Here is a 25,650-nt window from a genome sequence, read left to right on the forward strand (position 1 = left end):
GCAATGACTCAAAGTCACCCGCATACCGATTTCACCTCGCGTTTCGCCATCGACCCGGTCGCCGCTGCTTCCATGGGCACCGACGAACTGCGTCACAATTTCCATATTGACGACCTGTTCCAGCCGGGACGCATAAGCCTGACCTACACCCATTATGACCGCATGATCGTTGGCGGCGCCGTGCCGGAAGGGACAGCGCTGCCGCTGGAGGCGATCAAGCCGACGGGGACCAAGAATTTTCTCGACCGCCGCGAGCTGATCATCGTCAATATCGGCGGCGCCGGCTCGGTGACGGCAAATGGCGAGACCCACCAGTTGCAGGCGCGTGACATGCTCTATCTCGGCATGGGCAGCACCGACGGGTCGTTCGCGTCGGCCGACGCGGGCGCACCGGCCAAATTCTACCTGCTCAGCGCGCCGGCGCATCATACCCATCCGAGCCGGCTGATCCGCATTGGCGATGCCAAGCGCCTCGATCTCGGCAGCAAGGAAACCTGCAACGAACGCTCCATCTTCCAGTTCATCCATGCCGATGGCGTCAAGACCTGCCAACTGGTGGTCGGTATGACCCAACTGGCGCCGGGCTCGGTGTGGAACACTATCCCTTGCCATGTGCATGACCGGCGCATGGAGGCCTATCTCTATTTCGACCTGCCGGAGACGGCGCGCGTCTTCCATTTCATGGGCGAGCCGGACGAAACGCGGCATCTGGTGATGGCTAACGAGGAGGCGGTGCTGTCGCCGGGCTGGTCGATCCATTCGGGGGCCGGCACCTCGAACTATGCCTTCATCTGGGCGATGGCCGGCGACAATGTCGACTACACCGATGTCGACCCGGTGCCGCTGGGTGAATTGCGTTGAGCGGCCCTTCCTCCTTCAGCCTGGCCGGCAAGCGTATCCTGGTCACCGGCGCGAACACCGGCATCGGCCAGGGCATCGCCGGCTCGATCGCGCGCGCCGGCGGCACCGTCATCGGTGTCGGCCGCTCGGCGATGGACGACACGGAAAGACAAGTCGCGGAAGCCGGTGGCCAGTTCGAGGCGGTGCGATGCGATCTTGCCGACCATGCGGCCGCCAAGGCGATGCTCGACCAGGTCTGGGAAAAGACCGGCCCGATCGACGGGCTGGTCAACAATGCCGGCATCATCCGCCGCGCCGATGCGGTCGATTTCTCCGAGGCCGACTGGGACGACGTCATCGACGTCAATCTGAAGACGCTATTCTTTCTCAGCCAAGGTTTTGCCAGGCGCGTGCTGACCGACCCGAGGCGGCGCGGCAAGATCGTCAACATCGCCTCGGTGCTGAGTTTCCAGGGCGGCATCCGCGTCGCGTCCTACACCGCGTCGAAACATGGCGCGCTCGGCATAACCCGGCTGCTGGCCTGCGAATGGGCGGCAAAAGGCATCAACGTCAACGCGATTGCGCCCGGCTATATCGAAACCAACAACACCGAGGGGTTGCGCGCCGATCCCGACCGCAGTGCTGCCATCCTGGCGCGCATTCCGGCGGGACGTTGGGGCGGGCCGGAAGACATAGGCGATGCCGCCGTGTTCCTGCTGGCGCCAGCGTCCGACTATATGCATGGCGCGGTGGTTCCCGTGGACGGCGGCTGGCTGGCGCGATGAGGAGATGGTCATGATTGAAGCCAAGATTTTCGCACAGCCCGGCGAGAGCGCCTGGACGCCGACGCCGGACGGCAACAGACGCCGCGTTCTCGTCTCCACCGATGAGCTGATGATGGTCGAGTTCGGCTTCGACAAGGGCGGCGTCGGCGCACTGCATTCGCACCCGCATGTCCAGGCCAGCTATGTCGCCGAAGGTCGCTTCGAGGTGACCATCGACGGCCGCACCGCGACCATCGAGACCGGCGGCAGCTTCATCGTGCCGTCCAATCTGGTGCACGGCGTCAAGGCGCTGGAGGCCGGGCGCCTGGTCGACAGCTTTACCCCGCACCGCGCCGATTTCCTGGCCTGAACCTTTTTCGGCAATTCCAGAAACAGGAAACCCGCGCCTCCTGGGGAGGCGCGGGCTGTTGCCTGTGCGCTCGTGGCGCAGCGGTACTCGAAACATCGCCGCAGGGTTGGACGGTGCCGCAACATGGTGAAGATAGGTTTAACGATGCCAATCAGGTCGATCGCCGGTGGGGTGTTGCTGCTGCTTGTTGTGGTCACGCAGGGGCTGCGCTAATCGTTCTGTCCACGCCGCTGCTTCGGGCGGCCGATCGCAAAAACATCAGTGATGCAGATATCGACGACGAGCGTGCCGACGCACGATCCCAAACGGCGCGTCCTCAAGGACGTGTTCGGCTTCGACGATTTCCGTCCCGGACAGGCCGCGGTGATGGAGGCGCTGCTTGGCGGCCGCCATGTGCTGGCCGTCATGCCGACGGGTGCCGGCAAATCGCTGTGCTACCAGGTTCCGGCGCTGGTCAAGGGTGGGCTGACCATTGTCGTTTCGCCGCTGGTGGCGCTGATGCAGGATCAGGTCGCGGCACTGCGCCTCGCCGGCGTCGCCGCCGATACGATCAATTCCTCGATCGACCGTGATGCCAATGTCGCGGCATGGCGCCGCGTCGCGTCGGGCCAGACGCGGCTGCTCTACCTCGCGCCGGAACGGCTGATGACCGAGCGGATGCTGGATGCGCTTGCCAGGCTCGATGTCAGCCTGATCGCCATCGACGAGGCGCATTGCATTTCGCAGTGGGGGCCGGCGTTCCGGCGCGAATATGAAGACCTGTCGCAGCTGCGTGGCATCTTTCCCGACGTACCGATCATTGCGGTGACGGCGACGGCGGACGAGACGACGCGGGCAGACATCGAGAGACGGCTGTTTGGCGGGCGTGTCGAAACGCAGGTGCTTGGCTTCGACCGGCCCAACATCAAGCTTGCCATCGAGCCCAAGCAGGACAGCAAGCGGCAGTTGCTCAACTTCATCGAGCGCCATCAGGGGCGCAGCGGCATCGTCTACTGCCTGTCGCGCAAGAAGACCGAAGAGATGGCGGCATTCCTCGAAAAGAACGGCGTGACCGCGCTCGCCTATCACGCCGGGATGAGCAAGGAGGCGCGTGATGCCAACCAGAACGCCTTCATGACGCTGTCGGGCGTCGTCATGGTGGCGACCATCGCCTTCGGCATGGGGATCGACAAGCCTGATGTCGCCTATGTCTTCCACACCGACCTGCCGGGCAGCCTCGAAGCCTATTACCAGGAGATCGGCCGCGCCGGTCGCGACGGCCGGGCGGCGGAGGCGCATATGCTTTACGGCCTTGGCGACATCCGCATGCGCCGCATGTTCATCGACGACGAGGACGCCGCTGTCGAACACAAGCGCCGCTCGCATGGCCGGCTCGATACGCTGATCGGCTATTGCGAGACGGCCGAGTGCCGCCGCCAGGTGCTGCTCGGTTATTTCGGTGAAGAGGCGGTCCCTTGCGGCAATTGCGACAATTGCCTGGAACAGGCGCCGCGCGCCGACGACACCGCCGAGGCGCGCCTCATCCTGTCGGCGGTGGCGCAGAGCGGCGAGCGCTTCGGCGCCGGCCATGTCATCGACATCCTGATCGGCCACGAGACTGAAAAGATCGCGGCAAGGGGGCATCACAGGCTGGCAGCCTTCGGCAATGGCGCCGCGCACAAGAAGGATTTTTGGCAATCTATGATTCGCCAGCTGGTCGCGAACGGTTTCCTGATGCCGGACCCGGCCGGCCATGGCGGGTTGGCCATCGCGGACAAGGGCCACGCACTCGGCCGGGGCGAGGTGCCGTTCCAGTATCGGGTCGAGATGCGCACGCGCGCCGCGCGCCGCGCGGCTCGCGCCGGGCAGAGCCCTCAGAGCGAAAATGTCGATGCGTCGCTGCTCGCGGCGCTCAAGACGGTGCGGCTGCGGCTGGCCAAGGAACGCCAGGTGCCGGCCTATGTGGTGTTTTCGGATCGTACACTGATCGACATGGCCGAGCGTCGTCCGCAAGACCTCGACGATTTTGCCGAAGTGAATGGCGTCGGCGCCGCCAAACTCAAGGAGTTCGGCAAGGTTTTTCTGAGCGCCATTGCCGCGCACCTTTCCGAGGCGTCAGGCTGAGAGGCTTTTGCTGGACCAAAGCCCGATCCGGCATCAGTACGCCTTCAACTTGCCCGCCCGCTTATCCTTTCATTTTGGCGCTACCCTGCCATAGGGGAATGGCCTTCCAAATTGTATGGAACCGTGACGACAACACACATTCCTGAATCTATACGGTCGATTCTTCGGATGTAGCCGTGACTATGGAAACCCGCTGTTGCGCGCGGATGGCGGTTTTCGCGGCCTTGGAGACGCTACGTCGGCAGCCGCGATCCGCTGACCCGAATGGTATGATTCAGACCATCTTTGTTGTTGAAAACCCGCGTTCGACGGGAGTATAAAACTCGAGGTTACCATTGCTTTTCGTATAGAGGCTGTGGTGGAAACGTGGGTCCAATCCGCAAAGCATTGCCTTGCGTGGAAGTGGTCGAACCGGCGGCGAATGGTCCGTTCCTGTGGCCAAGGAAGACCAGGAAATTACCCGATCATTCGTGATTGAACCGTTTGCGCTGTCCTATGCTGAGGGCCAGCGGATACGCCTGCTTCTCGACAAGTTCGTTCGTCTGAAAGACCGGTGGGAACCTGACCACCAGTTCATTGAAAGCGCCCGCCGTAGCCAGCTCCGAGCGGAGAGCCAACTGGACTCCCTGCAATCGACCATCGCCGAAACGCGACGCGTCCTAGAGGCTTCACGGAAGCTCTTGGAAAAGATTGCCGAGCGGGAACACCATACCCAGCCATAGGGAATGGCCGGTGCAGGTTGGGCATGCTTGTGGGGCTTCACGGCACCGGCCACTGCGGGAAGATATGAGGCCCCCCGCGCCGCCTAAGATATAGGCATATTAGCAATCGCGCAATTAACCGTATTGCGCTACCCAGCCATAGAGGCAAGGAAATCGGAGAAGTTGGTGCCGGTTAACCGCCAGCACGCGAGCAAGTCATTCTGAAAGCATGAAAAACGCGATTTTGCTCGTGCCAATTGAGCGTCTGAAATCTAGTTCCTGCTGCCGATTATCCCCAAGTTAACTGAAATACTTATATTCCCGAAGGGTTGCGAATCAGTCGATTGTCAAGCGCATGCCATGGAGCAAGCAAGGGATCGATCTGAGCAGAAGGGCCGCAGCGGTCGAAGCGCGCTGGGAAATCCGAGCGGCTTCGGCAATTGTCCGCTCTGGCTCGCCCGCTACAACTCGACTCGCGCAGTGTGGACGGAATCACCGGCCATGTGGACGAGAACCATCTGGCGATGTCGTTCACCGAGTTTCGTTCGCGCTTCAGCCTTTAAGGGCAAGGTGATCAAGGCGATCGGATCGCCGCCTCAGGCGGCTTCGCGTTCGGCCTGCGCAGTCAGGTCCGGCTCCCGGCGGCTGTACTGCCGCGGCGAACAGCCCATGACGCGCTTGAATGCCGTGCTGAAGGCGCTTTCGGATTCGTAGCCGAGCGCCAGCGCGATGACGGAAACCGGATCGCCGGAATGCATCAGCCTGTCGCCGGCCAGCATCATGCGCCAGCGCGTCAGATAATCCAGGGGTGAGGCCCCGACCGTCTGCTTGAATCTGAGCGCAAAAGTCGATCGCGACATGCCCGCGCGCTCCGCCAGTTGCTGCAATGTCCAGCCATGCGCCGGGTCCTCGTGCATGGCGCCGATCGCCGCGCCGATCTGCCTGTCGGTAAGTGCGAACAGCCAGCCGACATTGCCTTGCGCGGTCATATGCAGGCGCAAGGCCTCGATCAGGATCATGTGGGCGAGGTGCTCGACGATGAGAAAGCCGCCGGGACGCCGCTGGCGCAATTCCTGCATCATCCGCTCCACCGGCCAGCGAAGCGCCGAATGGTCGCTCTCGCCGCGGATGTGGACGATGGGCGGCAGCATCCGCAAGAGGATGCCGGCATGGTCGCCGGACAGCGTGAAGCGACTGCTGACCAGGAGGAAATCGCCGCCGCCATTATGGACGGTGATGCCGCCGGTCCGCGCCGGTGAAAAGATCGTTCGCGCATCGACCGTCGGCAGGCCGAGATCGCTGGCAAGGCGGAAAGGCCGGCCGCGCGGCAACAGGAAGCAGTCGCCCACGTCCAGCCGCACCGCGTCAGGGACGCCCTCGACCGACAGCCAGCATCGGCCGGACACCACGGCGCCGCATTTGATGGCGGCCTGCTGGTCAGGGAACTGGATCGCCCAGTCGCCACCGGTTTCCAGCCCAGCCGACAGGTAATTGCGCGGCTTCAGTAGCGACAGCACGTCTGACAGCGGATCCATGAGCGTTCTCGGACGATTGCGAAGATATCTCGGATTTTACAGTATAGATCGTATGATCGCAACCTTCTATCTCCTTCGGCAACAGGCTGCCTGTACGGCCTTCGCCGAAAACCAAGGAGAAATGATCATGCGTGTGTTCGTTACCGGGGCTACCGGTTTTGTCGGTTCGGCTGTTGTGCGGGAATTGCTCGGGGCGGGCCATCAGGTGCTTGGCCTCGCGCGGTCGGAAGCAGGTGCGGAGTCGATCGTGGCCGCGGGGGCCGAGGCGCATCGCGGCGATATCGAGGATTTCGAGAGCCTGCGCAGCGGCGCTGCCCAATCGGATGGCGTCATCCACACGGCCTTCAACCACGACTTTTCGAGATTCGCCGCCAGTTGCGCAGTTGACCAGCGCGCCATCGAAACGCTCGGCGCGGCGCTCGAGGGTTCCGAGCGGCCGCTGCTTGTCACCTCCGGCCTCGCCGGTTTTGCGCAGGGAAGGCCGGCAACCGAAGACGACAAACCCGCGCCTCCATCGGCCGCCATGCCGCGCGCTTCGGAAGCAACGGCCGTGGCGCTCGCAGCGCGCGGGGTGCGCGCATCGACGGTGCGGCTGGCGCCGACCGTCCATGGCGAGGGCGATCACGGTTTCGTGCCGATGCTGATTGCCATTGCGCGTGAAAAGGGCGTCTCGGCCTATGTCGGCGACGGCGCAAATCGCTGGGCGGCGGTGCACCGGTTCGACGCCGCCACCCTGTACAGGCTGGCGCTGGAGAAGGGGGCGGGCGGCGTCAGCTATCATGCGGTTGCCGAACAGGGCGTGGCGAGCAAAGAGATCGCCGAGATCATCGGCCGCCGGCTCGGCCTGCCGGTCGTTTCCATAGGCCCCGAGGACGCGGCTGCGCATTTCGGCTTTCTCGGGCATTTCATCGGCAGGGACTTGTCGGCGTCAAGTGAGCAGACCCGCACTGCGCTGGGATGGCAGCCGACCGGGCCGGGGCTCATCGCCGATCTCGATCCTGCCCGCTATTTCGAGGCCTGATCAGGCCGGCCAGTCGCGTTGCATTGCACGACCGACAGCCTGGCGATCAGCGGCAGTGCCAGCAACACGGCCAGACACAGCCCGCCGAGCGGGCAGCACCGTCGTGCTGCTGGAACCGCCGCCACATCTGTATGGCGGCAAGCAGAACGAACACGGCGTAGGCCGCCCGCAGCCCGGACGACCTGCTCGCCCGTCGCCGGAAAGCCGGCGAAGGCATGGCCTCGTCATGGCAGACCTACCTTGTTACGGGGATGCGCGCGCGATTCCCGCGCCTAGTTAGAGATCGCCCTTCCTCACCTTGCCGTAAACGATATTCCGGTTCGAGCCATAGTAGACTTTCGCGTCGAAAGGACTCCCGCCGAGGGCGGCATTGATGATGTCCCACATATCGTCGGCCGAACGTAGGATGAGCGGCCAATCCATGAAAGTCTCCATGTAACCATCCGTCGTTATCTCGTCGCTGAAATTGGCAAACAGGAATTCGCCACCGGGCTTGACTAGTTCCATGGCTCTTTGAAGCAGGCGGATGCCGATGGCACGCGGCAGGTAATCGTAAAGCCCCGATGCGTAGACGAGATCGAATGTGCCAAGGGCGTAGGCGCGGCGCAGGATGCCGCGTACGGAACCCTGGACTGCCTCGACTGCCGTGCCGGCAAAGTCGTGGTTCACCGTGGCTACGCTGACGGGGTCCTGATCCAGGCCGATCCAACGTTGCAGTTTATGCCTGGCCAACGCATCGGAGCGTTCGGCTTCCCTGAGGTGGCCGCAGGCAATCGCCAGCACCTCAGCCTTTTCCACACTGCTGGCCGTCTCGTCCACGGTCCTGGCCAGAATATCCCGCCGCTCGCGCCCCGCCACCGAACTGGCAGCTTCACTGGTGTACGCATAGATTTGCCGACCAAGTAAGGTCGACGAGGCCACGATCTCGTCGGCGATCGGATGCTTGTAGTAAATATCCAGCAGGCCTGCATCGCCCGAATACCCGCGCGGTTTTTCGACCGACCACCGCGTGAACGGGTCTTGGAGCAAATATTCCGCGACCCGATGCTGCTGAGCCAAAGGAACGAGTTTCTGCCAGACCGCGGGAGCAACCTGCCGGCGGAGCTTGTGGAGTCGCCCCGCCAAACGATGGACGACGGGGGCGGCCGGTTTGTTTCGCGCAAAGGCTTGATGAGCAAGGTCCAGTATCAGGGCGAGCTGGGCCGTGCTGTCCCTCAACTCGTCGGAGTCAGCCGCCTCTTCGGAGGTCGCAACATGTTTCTTCATCAGCCTGGTGGTGACCAGGCTGTATTGGTCGAGCTGCAGTTTTGGCTTGATAGGCATGCCGTTTACTCTCCGGTTTACCGCCCCGGTCCCCGGCCAGCAGCATAGGTGCGCCGCCAACCAATGCTAACAATTTTAATAAAATTTTAGTAAAATTTTAGTCGATGGAACGGCCATCAATCCTGCAAACTGGCTAAATCCGAACCGCCCGTTTACCCTCGGTTAGCGACATCTGACTTTTCTTGCGGACAGGGACGTCTTCATTCCCCGACCGCAGGCGACGTCGGCTGTTGCATTCGCTACTGCAGATCGCGGAGGAGCGTTGCGATGCAACTGAGCGAGGACGTTGCCCAGAAGGTGGCGGCAGCGATTGGACGTCCGCGGTGGCATTCCGCCGATCCGGAACTCCTGACACTGTTCCTGCAGAAGGATGCCGATGAGAATCGCAGCCTTGTGCGATGGGGTATTGCGGCTGCTGTATTCAGCTATGTGGCCTATGGCCTTTTCGATTGGTTTCTTTTTCCGGATATCGCCGGCCGGCTTGTTTTGACGCGCGTTACGCTAGGGATCACTTCCCTGGCGCTTGTCGAATTTGTCGCCCGACGGGGCTTTGCCCTTGCCACCTTGCACCTTGTAGCAGCGCTGGCGATTGTATCCGGTGCCCTTGGGTGGCTCGTCTCCGCTGTTGGAACAGAGCATCAGGATGCCCTCTCCCATTTCATGGTTTTTGGCACCGTGTTCATCCTGGGTGCGAATCTGTTCTTCAACTTCCGTTTTTGGCTTTCAGCCCTTGCCTCCGCGACGGTCGCCGCAAGCTTTGTGTACGCCGCGATGTTCTCCCTTCAGGCCGACATCGCCGGTCGGGTCGTGTTGTCGGCCTATTTCGTGAACTGCCTCGTCTTGTCGCTTTATCTTTCGTGGCGGCTGAGCCTGGAGCGTTACCAGACCTTCCTGCACGCGCTTCGGGCACAATTCCAGGAGCAGGCTGCTATCAAGAAGGGGCAAAAGCTAACCGAAATCGCCGACACCGATCCGCTCACGGGAATGAAGAACCGCAGGGCGATCATTCGAGAATTCTCGGAGCTGCGCGAAGACTGGGCCGCGGACGACGACGAGATAGGGCTCATTCTGATCGACGTCGACTACTTCAAAAGGTTCAATGACGGACTTGGTCATCAGGCCGGCGACGATTGCCTGATCAAACTCGCCCATGTCCTCTCCGAGATGGCGGCTGCCAACAACGCCATCGCGGCCCGCTATGGCGGAGAAGAATTCGTCATTCTCTGTAAGGTCACCGGGCGGGCTCACCTTCATGAGATAACGAAGAAATTCTGTCGCGCTGTAGAGGATTTGGATATCTACCACCCTGATCGGGGCGACAAGCTCAACATCGTAACGATCAGTGCCGGGGCGTCGTTGACGCGCGCCGATCAGAGCATAGAGCTTAGAATCCTGCTGCAGGAAGCTGACCGCGCGCTCTACGCGTCCAAGTTTGCCGGTCGGGCTACGTTCACGATTTACGACCCGCACGCCACCAGCCAGGATCGCTCCGGCGAAAATCTTTCAGAACTGCTGAAGGTGGCAGTTTCCAACCAGCTCGTTTCTGTCGCCTACCAGCCAATTCGCGAGCTGGCGTCGGGCCGCGTGCTGGGGCACGAGAGTCTGATGCGTGTATGCGACTTCGACGGCACCATGATCAGTCCGTCCGTGTTCATACCCGTTGCCGAGCAGACCGGAGCGATCGTGGAACTGGGTACGTGGCTGATCGATCGAGCCTGCGGTGACATGGCGGAATACGGATTGGGCTCGGTCGTGACGGTGAACGTCTCCGTTCTTCAGCTCAAGGCTCCCAACTTTTCACTCCGGATCACCGAGATCCTTGGCAGGCACGGCCTTGCGCCCCAGAAACTGGCCATCGAAATCACCGAAGGCAGTGACATCTTTCTGGAGGCGCAAGCGGTAAGAAACGTGGAGCGGCTGCGAAAACTCGGCGTTCAGATCTGGCTGGACGATTTCGGAACGGGATTTGCCGGCCTTACATGGCTGCGCCGGTTCAAATTCGACGTGGTCAAGATCGATCGCAGCTTCCTCCACGATTGCCAGACCTCTCGCGGCTTGAGCCTGTTGCGGGACATGGTCGGACTGCTTCGCAATCTCGGCCATGTCGTGCTCGCCGAGGGCGTCGAAACCGAAGAGCAGTACATATTGCTGCAGCGCCTGGGGGTAAATTTGATGCAGGGCTTCCTCACCGGGCATCCAGTCCCGATCGAAGAGGTAAACCAAATGAGGCAAGGCCTTGTTGCCTAGCGGCAGCCCCTTCGCTGAAGCTTCGGAGGGCATCCTGCTTCGTTCCGGTCCCCCTACGCTACTTCGTAGCTTCGGGCGACACTCCTACGCCCAGATGCGGTTCCGGGTGGCCTGCCACCCGAAGCCCGCAGGGCGTAGGGTGGCGGAGAGGGAGGGATTCGAACCCCCGATGGGCTTGCACCCATGCCGCATTTCGAGTGCGGTGCATTCGACCACTCTGCCACCTCTCCGCGGTCATGGTCGGCCGTTGCCGGCGCGGCGCACTAGATAACGGCTGGGCGGGCAGGTTACAAGGCCAAATCCGCGGGGGAATTCAGCTTCCTGTGCGGGCTCTGTCTGGAGGGCTGCGTTGCGGCCACGTCGGCAGATGGGGCCAACCGGTCCTCGACCGGAGAGATCGGGGGCGGCAAGGAGGCGGCGTGGCCAAGGATTCCGCCCGTTTGCCTTGACTCGTACCGAACCTTCGGTTAGGGGAAGCGCGCAATCGGCGTGGAGGGTTCTTCCACGCCGCTTGTTTTTCGAACCCGCAGACTGACAAAAGACGGCCGAACCGCGTGACGCGGCTCATCGAGGCCGACCGAACAGCGAAAGGCAAAAAATGTTCGCAGTCATTAAAACGGGCGGTAAGCAGTATCGCGTTGCCGCCAACGATCTCCTGAAGATCGAGAAGCTCGAAGCCAATGTCGGCGATATCGTCGAAATCGGCAGCGTCCTCGCCCATGGCGAAGGCGAAAATGTCACCTTCGGCGCCCCGTTCGTCGATGGCGCTCTGGTCACGGCGGAAGTCGTCGAGCAGGGCAAGAACCGCACCGTCATCGCTTTCAAGAAGCGCCGCCGGCAGAATTCGCGCCGCAAGATCGGCCACCGCCAGCTTCTGACCACCGTGCGGATCGCCGAGATCCTGCTGGGTGGCGCCAAGCCTTCCAAGAAGGCCGCAGCCAAGGTGGAAGCCAAGGAAGTCAAGGCTGACGTAGCGCCCGAGGCGAAGGCTGAGGCCGCGCCGAAGGAAGCCAAGGCGAAGAAGGAAGCCAAAGCCGAGGCTGCTCCGAAGGATGAAGCCAAGACGGAGACCGCCGTCGCCGCGCCGCTGTTCAAGGCGCCGAAGGGCGAGCCGGACGATTTGGCCGTGATCAAGGGCATCGGCCCGGTTGCCGCCGGCCAGCTGCACGAGCAGGGCATCACCACCTTCGCCCAGCTTGCCAAGCTGTCGGACAAGGACGTGGCCAAGATCGACGCGCACATGCCCTTCAGCACCGACCAGATCAACGACTGGCGCGAGCAGGCCAAGGAACTGGCGAAGAAGTAAAACGAACCGGCGACAAGGTCGCCGGATCGGACTTGAAACGGAACGCGAACGCGTTCATAAGACCATTCAAGCGCCCCAGGGCGCATCGGAGTTAGTTAGATGGCACACAAGAAAGCTGGCGGCTCGTCGCGCAACGGTCGCGACTCGCATTCCAAGCGTCTGGGCGTGAAGAAGTTCGGCGGCGAAGCCGTCATCCCGGGCAACATCATCATCCGTCAACGCGGCACCACCTGGCATCCCGGCGTCAATGTCGGCATGGGCACGGACCACACCCTTTTTGCGCTCGAGACCGGCGCAGTCACCTTCAACAAAAAAGCCAACGGCCGAACCTACGTATCGGTCAACCCGATTACCAAAGCCGCGGAGTAGCCGGTTCCGCACTATAAAACCGGCGCCCATCTCGGGAACCGGTGTCTGGCCAAACCAGTGAATGGAGCCAGGAAAAGGATCAGGGGAGATGGGTTTTCCATCTCCCCTTTTTTCTTGCCTGGAGGACGTCGAATGGTTGCCGAAGCGGAAGACACCGAAGACGAAAGTTACGCGATAGATTGCCCGGTGCTGGCCACGGAGCGGCTGGTGATGCGCGCCCCGTGTGAAGCCGACATCGCGCAACTGGTCGAGCTTGCCGACAACCGTCACGTCGCCGAGATGCTGGCCCGCATGCCGCACCCCTATGGCGAGGCCGAGGCACGCGCCTTCCTGGCTATGACCCGGTCGCGCCGGGCCGGCATCGCCTACGCCCTGACGCTCGCCGGCACCGACATTTTCGTCGGCTGCGCCGGCCTCAACATGACCGATCGCGGGCTGGAACTCGGCTACTGGATCGGCGAGCCCTATTGGAAGCGCGGCTATGCGACGGAGGCCGCGCACGCGTTGGTCGACCTTGCCTTCCAACGGACGTCGATCCACGTGCTGCAGGCTTCGACGCGGGTGATCAATCCGGCCTCGCGCCGGGTCATCCACAAATGCGGCTTCCAGTATGCCGGCCAGGGCATGCTGAACTCGATCGTCGCCGGCCAGGTGCCGGTCGAGCGGTACCGGCTGGACAGAAAGACCTGGATCAGTCTTCGAAACTGGGTGCATTTCTAGGTGTTTGATATTCAGGTGAGGCCGGCCTGCAAACGCGGGTTTTATGCGCTTCCGGTGCACGTACTTAAGTACACTCCGCTCCGGTTCTCGAAAGACAGTGTTTTCGGCTCGGCCTGACCTGAATCTCAACACCTAGGCGCGTGCCTCCAAACGACAGGTTTGGAAACGTTGGTTGTGGATCGGGCTCAACTCAGCCCATCTCGACCCAAATCGGGAGATGGTCCGAACCGACCGCTTGCGGGTCGACCCACAGGCGCTTCAGCGATCCGGCGAGCGAGGCCGAGGTAAAGATGTAGTCGATGCGCTTGTGGCGGCTTGTGTCTTCGGGTCGCGTGGGATCGACCCAGGTGACGACGTCTGGTGTGTTCAGGCGCTGGGCGACGTCGACGGCGAGATCGGCGGTCAAGGGCATGCCGAATTCATGGTCCGGGCGGCCGACGAGTTCGACATATTCGGGCGAGCCGGGCAGCATGTTGAAGTCGCCCATGACGATGAAGGCTTCGGGATAGGGCAGGTCCGGCAGGCCGATCTCGGGAATGCCGGAGAGACCGCCGCCCTCGAAGGCATAGTTCAACAGGCGCTGGCGCAGGAAACGGATCTGGCTGGCGCGCTCAACCGGACTGCGATGGTCGAGATGCGTGGAATAGAAGCGGATGAAGCCGAGCGGGGTCTCGACCAGCGCCTCGAGTGCGCCGCGCTGGAAGTTCATCGCCTCAAGGCTGCGGCTGCGCGGCAAAAGCAGATTGCGCGACAGATGGATCGGTGTCTTCGACAGCACCATGTTGCCGAGCTGGAAAGTGGTGGTGATGGCGCGGCCGGCCTCCAGGCGCGAGCCGACATTGACCTCGAAATTGCTGCCGTAGGCGGCAAAATATTCGGGCAGCGCCTCACCGATCTCGGCGACCATGTCGCGGTTGCCGTTCCTCGGATTGTTGCGGGTCACTTCCTGCAGCGCGATCACGTCGGCGCCGCGAACCGCCTCGGTGATGCGGCCGAGATCGTAGCGGCCATCCAGACCGATACCGTACTGGATGTTGTAGCTCACAACCTTCATTCCCGCGCCCCTCAAGCTCCGTCCGCGAACACTGCTACCGCGTCCCCGACAAAAGGGCATCCGGCGCTTTAGTCGCAAAACGGCCTCGCCCTTGGCCGCGCCTTGGTTTAGAGCAAGGCGCAAGATCTAGAGCAAAGCCGCAAGGCCAACAGAAACTGCGTAGTCCAATGAAATTTCTCGATCAAGCCAAGGTTTATATCCGCTCCGGCGACGGTGGCGCCGGCTCTGTGTCGTTCCGGCGCGAAAAATTCATCGAGTTCGGCGGCCCGGATGGCGGCGACGGCGGCCGCGGCGGCGATGTCTGGCTGGAAGCGGTCAACGGTCTCAACACGCTGATCGACTATCGCTATCAGCAGCATTTCAAGGCCAAGACTGGTGTCCACGGCATGGGCCGCAACATGACCGGCGCCAAGGGCGCCGATGTGACGCTCAAGGTGCCGGCCGGAACCCAGGTGTTTGCCGAGGACAATGAGACGCTGATCTGCGACCTGACCGTGGTCGGCCAGCGCTTCCTGCTGGCCAAGGGCGGCAATGGCGGTTTCGGCAACCAGCATTTCAAGACCTCGACCAACCAGGCGCCTCGCCGCGCCAATCCCGGCCAGCCCGGCGAAGAGATGAATGTCTGGCTGCGGCTGAAGCTGATTGCCGACGCCGGCCTGGTCGGGCTGCCCAATGCAGGCAAGTCGACTTTTTTGGCAACCGTCACCGCGGCCAAGCCGAAGATCGCAGACTACCCCTTCACCACGCTGCATCCCGGCCTCGGCGTTGCCCGCATCGATGCGCGCGAATTCGTCATCGCCGACATTCCGGGCCTCATCGAGGGCGCGCATGAGGGTGTCGGCATCGGCGACCGCTTCCTCGGCCATGTCGAGCGCACGCGTGTACTTCTGCACCTGGTCTCGGCGCAGGAGGAAAATCCTGGAAAGGCCTACAAGACCGTGCGCGCCGAGCTCGACGCCTATGGCAATGGGCTGATCGAGAAGGTCGAGATCGTCGCGCTCAGCCAGGTGGATATCCTTGACGCCGATGAGCGCAAGAAGAAGGTTGCGTCCCTCAAACGCGCTGCCGGCCGCGCGCCGATGCTGCTGTCGGCGGCCACCGGCGAGGGCGTCGAAGCGGTGCTGCGCGCGCTGATGGCAGTTGTCGGCGAAGCGCGCGACAGGGCTGCCGCTCCCGTCGAGACCCGCTGGGACCGATAACGATGACGGCGCGGTCGCTGACAAAATACCGGCGCATCACGGTCAAGATCGGTTCGGCCTTGCTGGTCGACCGCACCAGCGGCCTGAAGCGCGACTGGCTGGCTTCGCTTGCCGAGGATATTGCGGTGCTGGCCAATGGCGGCGCCGAGATCCTGGTCGTGTCGTCCGGCGCCATTGCGCTCGGCCGCACCATTCTCGGTCTCGGAAAACGGGCGCTGAAGCTCGAGGAGAGCCAGGCGGCGGCCGCCGTCGGGCAAATTGCGCTCGCCGGCGCATGGTCGGATGCGCTGGGCAAGGGTGCGCTGAAATCGGGCCAGATCCTGCTGACGCTCGGCGACACCGAGGAGCGCCGACGCTATCTGAATGCCCGCGCGACGATCTCGACGCTGCTCAAGATGAAGGCGGTGCCGGTCATCAATGAGAACGACACGGTAGCGACCTCCGAAATCCGCTATGGCGACAATGACCGGCTGGCGGCCCGGGTGGCGACGATGATGGGCGCCGACCTGCTTGTGCTGCTCTCCGACATTGACGGGCTCTATACGGCGCCGCCGGCGCGCGATCCCGATGCAAAATTCATTCCGGTGGTCGACCGCATCACGCCCGATATCGAGGCTATGGCCGGGGCGGCCGCATCCGAACTGTCGCGCGGCGGCATGCGCACCAAGCTCGATGCCGGCAAGATCGCCACCGCCGCCGGCACCGCCATGATCATCACCTCGGGCACCAGGCTGTCGCCACTGATGGCGATCGAGCGTGGCGAGCGCGCCACCTTCTTCAGGCCGAGCGCCAATCCGGTGAAAGGCTACAAGACCTGGATCGCCGGCCAGCTCGAACCGGCCGGGCGGCTCACCGTCGACGCCGGCGCCATCGGTGCGCTGCTGTCCGGCAAATCGCTGCTGCCGGCGGGCGTCAGGCTGGTCAGCGGCAATTTCTCGCGCGGCGACACGGTGGCGATCCTGTCGCCCGAAGGGCGCGAGATCGCGCGCGGGCTGGTTGCCTATGATGCCGCCGATGCCGTAAGGATCGCAGGCCTGAAGACCGCCGAGATCGAAACCGTGCTCGGCTACGAGGCGCGATCGGCGATGATTCACCGCGACGATCTGGTAGTGAGCGGCGCGGCCGAGTGAGGCGCGGCCCTGCGATTGACGGCGCGCTACTTGTCAGGTTCACGCGGCCATTTGGGCGGGTTGCGGTACCTCTCCTGAACGTCCCGTTGAATTTTCAGAAGCTTGCTGCAACCTCCCAACTGTCCTTCAATGATAATCTTGGCACGTTTATCCATTTCGGCTTGGGGGAGGTCCGTCCCGTCTGCGATGAGGTCGTGCATGACTGAGTCGGCCATCATTGCGTCTGTCGCTTTTTCCTCCTCCATCTTTTTCTTGAATTCTGCTTCAAGCCTCACACGCGGCCCACATCCATGTCCCTCCTCAACTACGACGTAGATTTGGGAAAACGGCGTCGGTAGCGCGCCGCAATAGCGCTCAGCGAGTACGAGGGACATCATCGAACCTACCATGGTCATGGCCAGGCCATCGGGGCTCTCGCCGAGTTCGATCTTGTCATCGCAGTAATCGGCTGCGCGAAGGCCGGTGGGCGCCAGCATCGTGGCCAAAGCAAACAAGACTGCGGCGCTCTTCATTCTGCTCTCCCGAATTTGCGGCCATTGCCGCGAAGGCCGGCCGCGTGTAAATCCACCAGGCTTCACCGGAGCGGTCAGATGTTGAACAAACACCAAGGCGAAGATGTAGCCAGTTTGATGGCACGGATAGGCCGCAATGCGCGCGCCGCCGCCCGACCGCTGGCTATCGCCACGACCAACGCCAAGAATGCCGCACTCGTCGCCATGGCCGACGCGATCATTTCGCGTGAGCAGGACATTCTCGACGCCAACGCCATCGATGTCTCGAATGGCCACGAATCGGGATTGTCCGGCTCGTTCATGGACCGGCTGAAGCTCGATCCGGCGCGCACCCGTGCCATGGCGGATGGCATCCGTGAAATCGCCGAGCTCAGGGACCCGGTCGGCGATGTGATTGCCGCCTGGGATCGCCCCAACGGCCTGCAGATCGAGCGCGTGCGCACGCCGCTCGGCGTTGTCGGCGTCATTTATGAAAGCCGGCCGAATGTGACGGCGGATGCCGGCGCGCTCTGCCTCAAGGCCGGCAATCCGGTGATCCTGCGCGGCGGCTCGGACTCGCTCAATTCGTCCGCCGCCATTCATGCCTGCCTGGTCGAGGGGCTGAAGGCCGCCGGCCTGCCGGAAGACGCCATTCAGCTGGTGCCGACCACCGACCGCGCCGCCGTCGGCGAGATGCTGAAAGGGCTTGGCGGCAATCTCGACGTCATCATTCCGCGGGGCGGCAAGAGCCTGGTCGGGCGCGTCCAGAGCGAGGCGCGGGTGCCGGTCTTTGCCCATCTTGAAGGCATCTGCCATCTCTACATCGACCGCTCGGCCGATCTCGACATGGCGGTCAGGATCGCCGTCAACGCCAAGATGCGGCGCACCGGTGTCTGTGGCGCTGCAGAGACTTTGCTGGTCGACCGCGCGGTGGCCTCCACACATCTGGTGCCGATCCTCGACGCGCTACGCGCCGCCGGCTGCGAGATCCATGCCGATCAGGAAGTGATGAAGCTGTTCTTCGACGCCAAGCCGGCGACCGATGCCGACTGGATGACCGAATATCTCGAGGCCATCATCGCGGTAAAGCTGGTAGACGGAATTGCCGGTGCCATCGACCATATCGAGACGTTCTCCTCACACCACACCGAGGCGATCATCGCCGAGGATACCAAAGCGGTCGAGCGGTTCTTCAACGAGATCGACTCGGCGATCCTTTTGCACAATGCCTCGACGCAGTTCGCCGATGGCGGCGAATTCGGCATGGGAGCCGAGATCGGCATCGCCACCGGCAAGATGCATGCGCGCGGTCCGGTCGGCGTCGAACAGCTGACCTCGTTCAAATACCGCGTGCGCGGGTCGGGACAGGTGAGGCCTTGAGCGCTGGCCTTACCCTCCCCCTTGTGGGGAGGGTGGCGAGCGCAGCGAGCCGGGTGGGGGTACGACGCTGAATTCTGCAATCCCCCCACCCCGCTCCGCTTCGCGGATCGACCCTCCCCACAAGGGGGAGGGTGGGGCGCCTCTTTCCTCGCACTACCTCCGCATGCCGCATGCCGAAAAGGGCCTTGCCGTCGGCCTGTTCGGCGGCTCGTTCAACCCGCCGCATGCCGGTCATGCGCTGGTGGCGGAAATCGCGCTCAGGCGGCTGGCGCTCGACCAGCTATGGTGGATGGTGACGCCAGGCAATCCGCTGAAGAGCACGAGGGAATTGGCGCCGCTGAGCGACCGGCTGCTGCAGTCGGAGCAGATCGCCAAGAACCCGAAGATCAAGGTCACCGCCTTCGAGGCGGCGCATCATATTCGCTTCACCGCCGACACGCTGGCGCTGGTCAAGGCACGCAATCCCGGCGTCGACTTCGTCTGGATCATGGGCGCCGACTCACTCCGCGATTTCCACCGTTGGCAGCGCTGGCGCCAGATCGTCAGGGCCTTCCCGATCGCCGTCATCGACCGCCCGGGCGCGACGCTGTCCTTCCTGTCCTCGGTCGTGGCCAAGACCTTCGACTATGCCCGCGTCGACGAGGGTGACGCGCCCCGGCTCGCCCGCATGAAGGCGCCGGCCTGGACTTTTATTCACGGCCCACGCTCATCGCTGTCATCGAGTGCTATTCGCCAGCAAGCCAAGGGGTAACTCCGTAAGACCAGATCGCCGATGTCGCTTTTACGGCGGCCTTTCGCGATTGGCTGGGCGATGCTGCGCTGGATATGGCCACTTCAGTGAACCAGACCGACATCGACCCCAATCATGGCACCCCGCCGGCGCCCGTGATCGCCATTGCCAGCGTAATCGTGTCGATGGCGCTGATTGCGGTCGGCAACGGGTTGATGTTCGCCTATATCCCGGTCCGGCTTGGCGTCGAGCGCTTCGATCCGACCTGGGCCGGGCTGATCATCACCGGCCTGTCTGCCGGCGGACTTGCCGGCTGTATCCTGACCGGGCCGCTGGTGCGCCGCGTCGGGCACGCCCGCGCCTTCATGGTGCTGTCGGCGCTGATAGCGCTGTCGAATGCTGCCATTGGCGCCGGCACCTACCCGCTGCTGTGGATCGCGGCGCGCGCGCTTTACGGTTTTGCAATATGCGGCCTGTTCATCGTCGCCCAGAGCTGGCTCAACGATGCCGTCGCAAACGCCATTCGCGGCCGGGTGATGGCGGTGTTTTACGTCGCCTATGTCGCCGGACTTGGCGTCGGCTATGCCCTGCTGGCGGCGGTCGACATCGCGACGGCGCAGGCGCCGCTGATCGGCATTGCCTTCACCGCGGTGTCGATCCTGCCGGTCGGCATGACGCGGTTGGCTCAACCGCCGCCACCTCGCGCAGCCTCCGTGGCGCTTGGCCGCGCCTGGCGGATCTCGCCGGTCGGCGTGGCCGGCATGCTGGCCGTCGGCGGCCTGTCGATGGCGATCGCCGGGTTCGCTCCGATCCATGCCACGGCCAAGGGCTACAGCCAGGCCGATGTGGCGCTGCTTTTGTCGGCCATGCCCGTCGGCACGCTGATCCTGCAGATCCCGCTCGGCTGGATTTCGGATCGTACCGATCGCCGTTACGTGCTGGCCGGCGCTGCGGCACTGGCCATCGTTGCCGGTATTCTGGCTATCGGCTTTGACGGTGGCGCTCTGGCGGTGCTGGTGGTGATCTATGTGATCTGGGACGGCGCTTCGGAATCGATCTATTCGCTGGCCAGCGCACACGCCGCCGATCGCGCCGGCAAGGACGACATGGTGGCGCTGTCGAGTTCGTTGCTGTTTGCCTGGTCGCTGTCGGGGTTCATCGTGCCGGGTATCGTGACGGCCCTGTCGGCTGTCTATGGCACGCAGGCCTTCATTTATGTGGCCATCGTCATCGCCACTGTCTTCTGCCTGTTCGTGCTGTGGCGAGTGGCCACCACGCGCGCCGTCCCCGCTACGGAGACCAGCAGTTTCGCGCCGATGTCGGCGCAGGCGCCGCTGCCGGTGGAGCTCGCCTACGCCCCGGAAGATCAGCGCTGAACGGTTTCACAGCTCCTACTGCCTGGTAGCGGCAGTTTCCTGTCGAGCCTCCGGCGGAGGTGCGGGAACCGAAATGGCTTCGGCGTCGAACGCCTGCTTGACGCGTTTGGTGAGATCGATCTGGGTGGCGAAGAAATCCGCCGCCGTGGTCCAGTAGCGCAAGGTGATGGCGACGCTGGCATCGCCCACCGTGGCGACGAAGGCGATCGGCGCCGGCTCTCGCTTGACGCGGCGCTCGCCGCCGGCAACGCCCAGCATGGTTTTCTGCGCCAGGTCGATGTCGTTCCAGGAGCCGATGCTCAGCGTGATGTCGCCGCGGCGCACACCGTTGCGAGTAAAATTGCGCACCGGCTGGTTCCACAGCGTCGAATTGGGCGCCAGCACATAGACGCCGTCTGTCGTGCGGAGCTTGGTGGCGAACAAGCCGATTTCCTCGACGGTGCCGGAAATGGCGCCGACCTCGACATATTCGCCGATGCGGAATGGCCTGAGCGCCAGAAGCATGATGCCTGCGGCGATGTTCTGCAGCGTGCCTTGCAGCGCCAGGCCGATTGCCAGCCCGATGGCGCCGATGGCGGCGATGATCGAGGCCGTCTGAACGCCGAACTGGCCGAGCACCATGATGACGACCAGGATCAGGATGGCGTAGCGCACGATCTTCGAGAAGAAATGGCGCAGCGTCGCGTCGAAACCATGGATATGGCCGAGGCCGGCTGAGATCGATCGTTCTGCGAGCCCGGCGACGAGATAGCCGACGACCAGCAGGATGATGGCGCCGATGGCGGAGAAGGAATAGGAAACGATCAGTGTGCTGAGTTGCGCAAGGCCAGCCTGCACGGTGAGCAGCGTGTTCTGGGGGTCGATTGGCATCAGGAAAATCCGTTTGGGGGGTGTGTCGATAACCCCTGCCGCGGCCATGGGTTCCGATTTTTCTCAAGGCTCCGGAACCGGAAGTCGTGCACTGCGTTCGCGGTGGCAGGGCCTCCCGTCTTGAAACTGCAAGGGAACTCTGCCTATCTATAGGGTGTCACCTGATTTCGTGGGTGATTTGGTTGTTCTTGCTGCGAAAGGAAATACACTGAGAACAGCATTGCGGAAGAAGGCTGACGTCATGCCTTCGCCGGCCAGGATCAGCGTAGATGACGCCGTGTCCCGTGCCATCAAGACAGTCCTTGCCAGTCTGGAAGACTCCAAGGCCGAAAATATTGTCTCAATCGACATTCAGCGGAAATCGAGCCTCGGCGACTATATGGTCATCGCGTCGGGCCGGTCGCACCGTCATGTCTCGGCTGTCGCCGACCACCTGCTCAAGGCGCTCAAGGATGCCGGTCTCGGCACGGCGCGCGTCGAGGGGCTGTCCGGCGCCGACTGGGTCCTGATCGATTCAGGCGACATCATCGTCCATGTCTTCCGCCCAGAAGTCCGCGAATTCTACAATCTTGAAAAGATGTGGCAGGCGCCGGACCTCGAGGAAGAGACCTTGCACTGAGCTCCGTCTCATGTCGTAACCATCCGGGGTGCGACATGGATTGAAAGCTCGCCGAGGCAGGGATGAAGATAGCAGTTCATGCCGTGGGCCGGATGAAGGCCGGCCCCGAGAGAGAACTCGCCGACCGCTATTTCGAGCGTTTCGCCAAGAGCGGCCCGGCGATCGGGTTCGAATTCTCTGGTGTCGCCGAGATCGCCGAGGGACGAGCCCAGAACGCCAATGAGCGCCGCCGCGAGGAAGGCCAGAAGCTGCAGGCACAGCTGCAGCCGGGCACGGCGCTGTTCCTGCTCGACGAACGCGGCAAAAACCTGTCCTCAGACGATTTCGCCAGCCGTATCGGCCAGCTGCGCGATGGCGGACGCAAGGCGTTGGTCATCGCCATTGGCGGCGCCGACGGGCACGACCAGTCGATTCGCGATCAGGCTGAGCTGATAGTCTCGTTCGGCGCGGCGACCTGGCCGCACCAACTGGTGCGCGTCATGCTGGGCGAGCAGCTCTATCGGGCGGCAACGATTCTTTCGGGACATCCCTACCACCGTTCGTAAATCAGTGGGTCGAGGATCAATCGTCCGGATTTCCGCCCCAATGCGCGGCTGTTTTGTGCTAGGCTTCGGTTCGATCATGGTTGATGGTTCGTTAACGAAGCCACGCATAGAGTCGGGCTTCAATGGCTGACAACGGGAAATCACGAACGGGCTTCCGGCACGCGCGCTGCGGCATCGCTGCAGCAGTGGTTTTGCTGTCGCTCGGGCTTGCGCGGGCCGAAAATACGCTGGACGTGGCGCCCGACCCCGATCTGAGCCGTGCCGAATATGAGAAGGTGTCGGCCGAGATCACGCTGTCGTCCGAACGGCTGGCCAAGCTCGCCGCCGACATTGCTTCGGTCAAGAAGGACCATGCCTCGATCACCGCGGCGCTTATCCAGTCGGCGATGACCGAGCAGAAGCTCGGCCAGGACATCGAGGATATCGGCGCCAGGCTCGAAGGACTGAAGGGCGAGGAACAGAAGATCCGTGTCTCGCTGGCGGCGCGGCGCGACGTGCTGGCCGAGGTGCTGGGGGCGCTGCAGCGCATGGGGCTCAATCCGCCGCCGGCGATCCTGGTCAAGCCGGAAGACGCACTGTCGTCGGTGCGCAGCGCCATCCTGCTCGGCGCAGTGGTGCCGGAACTGCGCCAGCAGACCGACAAATTGCTGGCCGACCTCAGGGAACAGACCCGGGTGACGGCCTCGATCGAGGCCGAGCGGACGCGGCTGACAGCGGCGGTCGGCGAGCAGACGGCGGAAAAGAAACGCCTCTCCATGCTGCTCGAAGCCAAGCAGAAGCTCGAGGCGGACACCTGGACGGCGATGGCCGCTGAAAAGCAGCGGTCCCAGGCGCTTGCGGCCAAGGCCGGCAGCCTGAAAGAGCTGATCGCTTCGCTTGAAGCCGACAAGAGCCGCAAGGCGGCGGATGCCGTCAAGGCAGGCGAACAGAAAGCGGCCGACAGCGATAAGCCGGACGCCGATAACGCCGATGCAGGCACAACCGCGTCGACGGAGCTGGCTTCGCTGCCCGTGCCGGAAGGCAACCGCCTCACCGCCGCCGCGCCGTTTTCGGCACTTCAGGGACAGGTCTCGCTACCGGTCACCGGCAAGATCAAGCTGCGTTTCGGGGCCGATGACGGTAACGGCGCGGTGATGCTTGGCGACATGGTTGCGACACAATCGGGAGCCATCGTCACGGCACCGGCGGACGGAAATGTGCTTTATGCGGGGCCTTTTCGCTCCTATGGTCAACTCTTGATCCTCAATGCGGGAGACGGCTATCATGTCGTCCTGGCGGGGATGAGCAGAATCAGCGTCGCGTCTGGCCAGTCGGTGCTCGCAGGAGAGCCGGTCGGCGCGATGGGAGAGGCCCGGGTGGCAAGCACCTCGGCCTCGAAGAATGGAAATGCCACGCCGGAACTCTATGTCGAGTTCCGCAAGGATGGAAAACCCGTCGATCCGACCCCATGGTGGGCGGACCGCTTCTCTGGAAGGACGTGAAATGATGCGGAAACTGTCGCTTCTTATTGCCGGTGCGCTGATGGGCGCGTCAGCGATGAGCCTGGTCTATGGCGCCCCCGGCTCGACGGCGAACGCTGCAGGCTCCGAGACCTACAAGCAACTGGCGATCTTCGGCGACATCTTCGAGCGCGTGCGGGCGCAGTATGTGACGCCGCCGGACGACAAGTCGCTGGTCGAAAACGCCATCAACGGCATGCTCACCTCGCTCGACCCGCACTCCTCCTACATGAATGCCGAGCAGGCGCAGGACATGCGCGTGCAGACCAAGGGTGAGTTCGGCGGCCTCGGCATCGAGGTCACCATGGAGAACGACCTGGTCAAGGTGATCACGCCGATCGACGACACCCCGGCTGCCAAGGCAGGCGTGCTGGCCGGCGACTATATCGCCAAGATCGACGGCCAAGAGGTTCGCGGCCTGACGCTCAACGATGCAGTCGAAAAGATGCGCGGCCTGGTCAACACGCCGATCAAGCTGACCATCCTGCGCCAAGGCGCCGACAAGCCGATCGAGCTGACGGTGGTGCGCGATATCATCAAGGTCAAGGCGGTCAAGTTCCGGGTCGAGAACGACATCGGCTACATGAAGATCACCTCCTTCACCGAAAAGACCTATGACGACCTCGAGAATGCCATCGACACCATCAAGAAGCAGGTGCCGAACGACAAGCTCAAGGGCTATGTGCTCGATCTCAGGCTCAACCCGGGCGGCCTGCTCGACCAGGCGGTGAGCGTGTCCGACGCCTTCCTCGACCGTGGCGAGATCGTCTCGACCCGCGGCCGCGACCCGAAGGACGTCACACGCTTCGACGCCAAGGCAGGCGACGACATCGGCGCCAAGCCGCTGATCGTGCTCGTCAATGGCGGTTCGGCCAGCGCCTCCGAGATCGTCGCCGGCGCGCTGCAGGACCTGCGCCGCGCCACAGTGGTCGGCACGCAGTCATTCGGCAAGGGCTCGGTGCAGACCATCATCCCGCTTGGCGAGAACGGCGCGCTGCGCCTGACGACGGCGCTCTATTACACGCCGTCCGGCAAGTCGATCCAGGGCAAGGGCATCACGCCCGACATCAAGGTCGACCAGCCGCTGCCGCCCGAACTGCAGGGCAGGGACCTGACGCGCGGTGAATCTGACCTCAAGGGCCATATCAAGGGGGCCGACGAGAGCGATACCGGCTCGGGCTCGGCTGCCTATGTGCCGCCGGATCCAAAGGACGATCTGCAGCTGATCTATGCCGAACAGCTGCTGCGCGGCCAGAAGACCGATCCGGCATTCCCGCCGAATCCTGAGAAGGCAGTGCTTAACCAGTAAAATCGACTGGTAGCTCTGGCTGCCCAATCGAAGCGATGCAATGCTGCCGGGACCGTGAGGTTCCGGCAGTTTGATTCGGGGGCAGCTGGGCGCTGCGCCTCAAAAGGCGCAGGGGACGCGCCGTCAGTTTTGGATCTGCGCATGGCGAA

At 63.1% G+C, this 25,650-nt stretch carries 24 protein-coding genes and 1 tRNA gene; 19 read left to right on the plus strand and 6 right to left on the minus strand.

Annotated features, from left to right (window positions below; all coding sequences use genetic code 11):
• Positions 1–3: 3 nt before the first annotated feature.
• The 5 genes from kduI (at position 4) to NLY42_RS09405 (ending at position 4,799) form a co-directional block, all read left to right on the plus strand.
• Positions 4–861, plus strand: coding sequence for a 5-dehydro-4-deoxy-D-glucuronate isomerase (kduI, locus tag NLY42_RS09385; RefSeq protein ID WP_023755527.1), 858 nt, complete (start codon positions 4–6; stop codon positions 859–861).
• The gene (gene kduD, locus NLY42_RS09390) at positions 858–1,625 is read left to right on the plus strand and encodes a 2-dehydro-3-deoxy-D-gluconate 5-dehydrogenase KduD (RefSeq protein ID WP_023742216.1); all 768 of its coding nucleotides are present in this window, start codon (positions 858–860) and stop codon (positions 1,623–1,625) included. The genes kduI and kduD overlap by 4 nt, the downstream gene beginning before the upstream one ends.
• Before the next feature lie 10 nt (positions 1,626–1,635).
• On the plus strand, positions 1,636–1,974 hold the full coding sequence (locus NLY42_RS09395) for a cupin domain-containing protein (RefSeq protein ID WP_023684110.1): 339 nt from the start codon (positions 1,636–1,638) through the stop codon (positions 1,972–1,974).
• Positions 1,975–2,238: 264 nt separating this feature from the next.
• Positions 2,239–4,077: a DNA helicase RecQ gene (gene recQ, locus NLY42_RS09400; RefSeq protein ID WP_023755528.1), complete on the plus strand. Its 1,839-nt coding sequence runs from the start codon at positions 2,239–2,241 to the stop codon at positions 4,075–4,077.
• 434 nt (positions 4,078–4,511) lie between these two features.
• Positions 4,512–4,799: a hypothetical protein gene (locus NLY42_RS09405; RefSeq protein ID WP_069202690.1), complete on the plus strand. Its 288-nt coding sequence runs from the start codon at positions 4,512–4,514 to the stop codon at positions 4,797–4,799.
• Between the two features lie 575 nt (positions 4,800–5,374).
• On the opposite strand, the gene NLY42_RS09410 is transcribed toward NLY42_RS09405, so the two are convergent.
• Positions 5,375–6,313, minus strand: coding sequence for an AraC family transcriptional regulator (locus tag NLY42_RS09410; protein WP_023693170.1), 939 nt, complete (start codon positions 6,311–6,313; stop codon positions 5,375–5,377).
• Between the two features lie 127 nt (positions 6,314–6,440).
• Here NLY42_RS09410 and NLY42_RS09415 point away from each other — a divergent pair, with 127 nt between their 5' ends.
• Complete coding sequence (locus NLY42_RS09415; RefSeq protein WP_023755530.1) at positions 6,441–7,334, plus strand: SDR family oxidoreductase; 894 nt, start codon at positions 6,441–6,443, stop codon at positions 7,332–7,334.
• A 276-nt stretch (positions 7,335–7,610) separates the two neighbouring features.
• Here the strand turns inward: NLY42_RS09415 and NLY42_RS09420 are convergent, their stop codons facing one another.
• The gene (locus NLY42_RS09420) at positions 7,611–8,657 is read right to left on the minus strand and encodes a class I SAM-dependent methyltransferase (protein WP_023755531.1); all 1,047 of its coding nucleotides are present in this window, start codon (positions 8,655–8,657) and stop codon (positions 7,611–7,613) included.
• 267 nt (positions 8,658–8,924) lie between these two features.
• Between NLY42_RS09420 and NLY42_RS09425 the strand changes: the two genes are divergently transcribed.
• Positions 8,925–10,904 (plus strand): putative bifunctional diguanylate cyclase/phosphodiesterase, encoded by a 1,980-nt coding sequence (locus tag NLY42_RS09425; protein WP_023755532.1) that lies wholly within the window; start codon positions 8,925–8,927, stop codon positions 10,902–10,904.
• 140 nt (positions 10,905–11,044) lie between these two features.
• Here NLY42_RS09425 and NLY42_RS09430 read toward each other — a convergent pair.
• Positions 11,045–11,134 (minus strand) — tRNA-Ser (locus NLY42_RS09430).
• 368 nt (positions 11,135–11,502) lie between these two features.
• On the opposite strand from NLY42_RS09430, the gene NLY42_RS09435 reads away from it, so the two are divergent.
• The 3 genes from NLY42_RS09435 to NLY42_RS09445 all read left to right on the plus strand — a co-directional run bounded on the left by NLY42_RS09435 (position 11,503) and on the right by NLY42_RS09445 (position 13,299).
• On the plus strand, positions 11,503–12,210 hold the full coding sequence (locus tag NLY42_RS09435; RefSeq protein WP_023700236.1) for a 50S ribosomal protein L21: 708 nt from the start codon (positions 11,503–11,505) through the stop codon (positions 12,208–12,210).
• A 99-nt stretch (positions 12,211–12,309) separates the two neighbouring features.
• Positions 12,310–12,579, plus strand: a complete 270-nt coding sequence (gene rpmA / locus NLY42_RS09440; protein WP_015315190.1) for a 50S ribosomal protein L27 — start codon at positions 12,310–12,312, stop codon at positions 12,577–12,579.
• A 132-nt stretch (positions 12,580–12,711) separates the two neighbouring features.
• Entirely contained in the window at positions 12,712–13,299 is a 588-nt protein-coding gene (locus NLY42_RS09445) for a GNAT family N-acetyltransferase (protein ID WP_023684119.1), read from the plus strand.
• Positions 13,300–13,489: 190 nt separating this feature from the next.
• Here NLY42_RS09445 and NLY42_RS09450 read toward each other — a convergent pair whose 3' ends face one another.
• Complete coding sequence (locus tag NLY42_RS09450) at positions 13,490–14,353, minus strand: endonuclease/exonuclease/phosphatase family protein (protein WP_023668690.1); 864 nt, start codon at positions 14,351–14,353, stop codon at positions 13,490–13,492.
• Positions 14,354–14,520: 167 nt separating this feature from the next.
• On the opposite strand from NLY42_RS09450, the gene obgE reads away from it, so the two are divergent.
• On the plus strand, positions 14,521–15,552 hold the full coding sequence (gene obgE, locus NLY42_RS09455) for a GTPase ObgE (RefSeq protein WP_023668691.1): 1,032 nt from the start codon (positions 14,521–14,523) through the stop codon (positions 15,550–15,552).
• Positions 15,553–15,554: 2 nt separating this feature from the next.
• Positions 15,555–16,682, plus strand: a complete 1,128-nt coding sequence (gene proB / locus NLY42_RS09460) for a glutamate 5-kinase (protein WP_023668692.1) — start codon at positions 15,555–15,557, stop codon at positions 16,680–16,682.
• A 26-nt stretch (positions 16,683–16,708) separates the two neighbouring features.
• On the opposite strand, the gene NLY42_RS09465 is transcribed toward proB, so the two are convergent.
• A complete protein-coding gene (locus tag NLY42_RS09465) occupies positions 16,709–17,194 on the minus strand; it encodes a hypothetical protein (protein WP_023755534.1) in 486 nt (161 codons plus the stop codon).
• Between the two features lie 78 nt (positions 17,195–17,272).
• Here NLY42_RS09465 and NLY42_RS09470 point away from each other — a divergent pair, with 78 nt between their 5' ends.
• The 3 genes from NLY42_RS09470 to NLY42_RS09480 all read left to right on the plus strand — a co-directional run bounded on the left by NLY42_RS09470 (position 17,273) and on the right by NLY42_RS09480 (position 20,659).
• Positions 17,273–18,553, plus strand: a complete 1,281-nt coding sequence (locus NLY42_RS09470) for a glutamate-5-semialdehyde dehydrogenase (RefSeq protein WP_023668694.1) — start codon at positions 17,273–17,275, stop codon at positions 18,551–18,553.
• A 163-nt stretch (positions 18,554–18,716) separates the two neighbouring features.
• Positions 18,717–19,304, plus strand: a complete 588-nt coding sequence (locus tag NLY42_RS09475; RefSeq protein WP_023755535.1) for a nicotinate-nucleotide adenylyltransferase — start codon at positions 18,717–18,719, stop codon at positions 19,302–19,304.
• 74 nt (positions 19,305–19,378) lie between these two features.
• Positions 19,379–20,659 carry an MFS transporter gene (locus tag NLY42_RS09480; protein WP_023698214.1) on the plus strand — a complete coding sequence of 427 codons (1,281 nt, stop codon included), beginning with the start codon at positions 19,379–19,381 and terminating at the stop codon, positions 20,657–20,659.
• A 15-nt stretch (positions 20,660–20,674) separates the two neighbouring features.
• On the opposite strand, the gene NLY42_RS09485 is transcribed toward NLY42_RS09480, so the two are convergent.
• The gene (locus tag NLY42_RS09485) at positions 20,675–21,529 is read right to left on the minus strand and encodes a mechanosensitive ion channel family protein (protein ID WP_023736854.1); all 855 of its coding nucleotides are present in this window, start codon (positions 21,527–21,529) and stop codon (positions 20,675–20,677) included.
• A gap of 241 nt (positions 21,530–21,770) precedes the next feature.
• Here NLY42_RS09485 and rsfS point away from each other — a divergent pair, with 241 nt between their 5' ends.
• The 4 genes from rsfS (at position 21,771) to NLY42_RS09505 (ending at position 25,501) form a co-directional block, all read left to right on the plus strand.
• Positions 21,771–22,148 carry a ribosome silencing factor gene (gene rsfS, locus NLY42_RS09490; protein WP_023668698.1) on the plus strand — a complete coding sequence of 126 codons (378 nt, stop codon included), beginning with the start codon at positions 21,771–21,773 and terminating at the stop codon, positions 22,146–22,148.
• A gap of 62 nt (positions 22,149–22,210) precedes the next feature.
• Positions 22,211–22,693, plus strand: coding sequence for a 23S rRNA (pseudouridine(1915)-N(3))-methyltransferase RlmH (gene rlmH / locus NLY42_RS09495; RefSeq protein WP_023684125.1), 483 nt, complete (start codon positions 22,211–22,213; stop codon positions 22,691–22,693).
• Positions 22,694–22,815: 122 nt separating this feature from the next.
• A complete protein-coding gene (locus NLY42_RS09500; protein ID WP_023668700.1) occupies positions 22,816–24,174 on the plus strand; it encodes a murein hydrolase activator EnvC family protein in 1,359 nt (452 codons plus the stop codon).
• A 1-nt stretch (position 24,175) separates the two neighbouring features.
• Positions 24,176–25,501, plus strand: coding sequence for a S41 family peptidase (locus tag NLY42_RS09505; RefSeq protein ID WP_023668701.1), 1,326 nt, complete (start codon positions 24,176–24,178; stop codon positions 25,499–25,501).
• The last annotated feature ends 149 nt before the right edge of the window (positions 25,502–25,650 follow it).

This window comes from Mesorhizobium sp. C372A (genome assembly GCF_030323245.1).
Lineage (GTDB): Bacteria > Pseudomonadota > Alphaproteobacteria > Rhizobiales > Rhizobiaceae > Mesorhizobium.

What these genes read in the sequence shown, in the direction of transcription:
- NLY42_RS09415 (WP_023755530.1), top strand. Translation starts at nt 6,441, where the DNA reads ATGCGTGTGTTCGTTACCGGGGCTACCGGTTTTGTCGGTTCGGCTGTT.
- NLY42_RS09480 (WP_023698214.1), top strand. Translation starts at nt 19,379, where the DNA reads ATGGCCACTTCAGTGAACCAGACCGACATCGACCCCAATCATGGCACC.
- recQ (WP_023755528.1), top strand. Translation starts at nt 2,239, where the DNA reads ATGCAGATATCGACGACGAGCGTGCCGACGCACGATCCCAAACGGCGC.
- rsfS (WP_023668698.1), top strand. Translation starts at nt 21,771, where the DNA reads ATGCCTTCGCCGGCCAGGATCAGCGTAGATGACGCCGTGTCCCGTGCC.
- NLY42_RS09445 (WP_023684119.1), top strand. Translation starts at nt 12,712, where the DNA reads ATGGTTGCCGAAGCGGAAGACACCGAAGACGAAAGTTACGCGATAGAT.
- NLY42_RS09395 (WP_023684110.1), top strand. Translation starts at nt 1,636, where the DNA reads ATGATTGAAGCCAAGATTTTCGCACAGCCCGGCGAGAGCGCCTGGACG.
- proB (WP_023668692.1), top strand. Translation starts at nt 15,555, where the DNA reads ATGACGGCGCGGTCGCTGACAAAATACCGGCGCATCACGGTCAAGATC.
- rlmH (WP_023684125.1), top strand. Translation starts at nt 22,211, where the DNA reads ATGAAGATAGCAGTTCATGCCGTGGGCCGGATGAAGGCCGGCCCCGAG.
- NLY42_RS09450 (WP_023668690.1), bottom strand. Translation starts at nt 14,353, where the DNA reads ATGAAGGTTGTGAGCTACAACATCCAGTACGGTATCGGTCTGGATGGC.
- kduI (WP_023755527.1), top strand. Translation starts at nt 4, where the DNA reads ATGACTCAAAGTCACCCGCATACCGATTTCACCTCGCGTTTCGCCATC.
- NLY42_RS09475 (WP_023755535.1), top strand. Translation starts at nt 18,717, where the DNA reads ATGCCGCATGCCGAAAAGGGCCTTGCCGTCGGCCTGTTCGGCGGCTCG.
- obgE (WP_023668691.1), top strand. Translation starts at nt 14,521, where the DNA reads ATGAAATTTCTCGATCAAGCCAAGGTTTATATCCGCTCCGGCGACGGT.
- NLY42_RS09485 (WP_023736854.1), bottom strand. Translation starts at nt 21,529, where the DNA reads ATGCCAATCGACCCCCAGAACACGCTGCTCACCGTGCAGGCTGGCCTT.
- NLY42_RS09505 (WP_023668701.1), top strand. Translation starts at nt 24,176, where the DNA reads ATGATGCGGAAACTGTCGCTTCTTATTGCCGGTGCGCTGATGGGCGCG.
- NLY42_RS09425 (WP_023755532.1), top strand. Translation starts at nt 8,925, where the DNA reads ATGCAACTGAGCGAGGACGTTGCCCAGAAGGTGGCGGCAGCGATTGGA.
- NLY42_RS09410 (WP_023693170.1), bottom strand. Translation starts at nt 6,313, where the DNA reads ATGGATCCGCTGTCAGACGTGCTGTCGCTACTGAAGCCGCGCAATTAC.
- NLY42_RS09465 (WP_023755534.1), bottom strand. Translation starts at nt 17,194, where the DNA reads ATGAAGAGCGCCGCAGTCTTGTTTGCTTTGGCCACGATGCTGGCGCCC.
- NLY42_RS09420 (WP_023755531.1), bottom strand. Translation starts at nt 8,657, where the DNA reads ATGCCTATCAAGCCAAAACTGCAGCTCGACCAATACAGCCTGGTCACC.
- rpmA (WP_015315190.1), top strand. Translation starts at nt 12,310, where the DNA reads ATGGCACACAAGAAAGCTGGCGGCTCGTCGCGCAACGGTCGCGACTCG.
- NLY42_RS09500 (WP_023668700.1), top strand. Translation starts at nt 22,816, where the DNA reads ATGGCTGACAACGGGAAATCACGAACGGGCTTCCGGCACGCGCGCTGC.
- NLY42_RS09435 (WP_023700236.1), top strand. Translation starts at nt 11,503, where the DNA reads ATGTTCGCAGTCATTAAAACGGGCGGTAAGCAGTATCGCGTTGCCGCC.
- NLY42_RS09470 (WP_023668694.1), top strand. Translation starts at nt 17,273, where the DNA reads ATGTTGAACAAACACCAAGGCGAAGATGTAGCCAGTTTGATGGCACGG.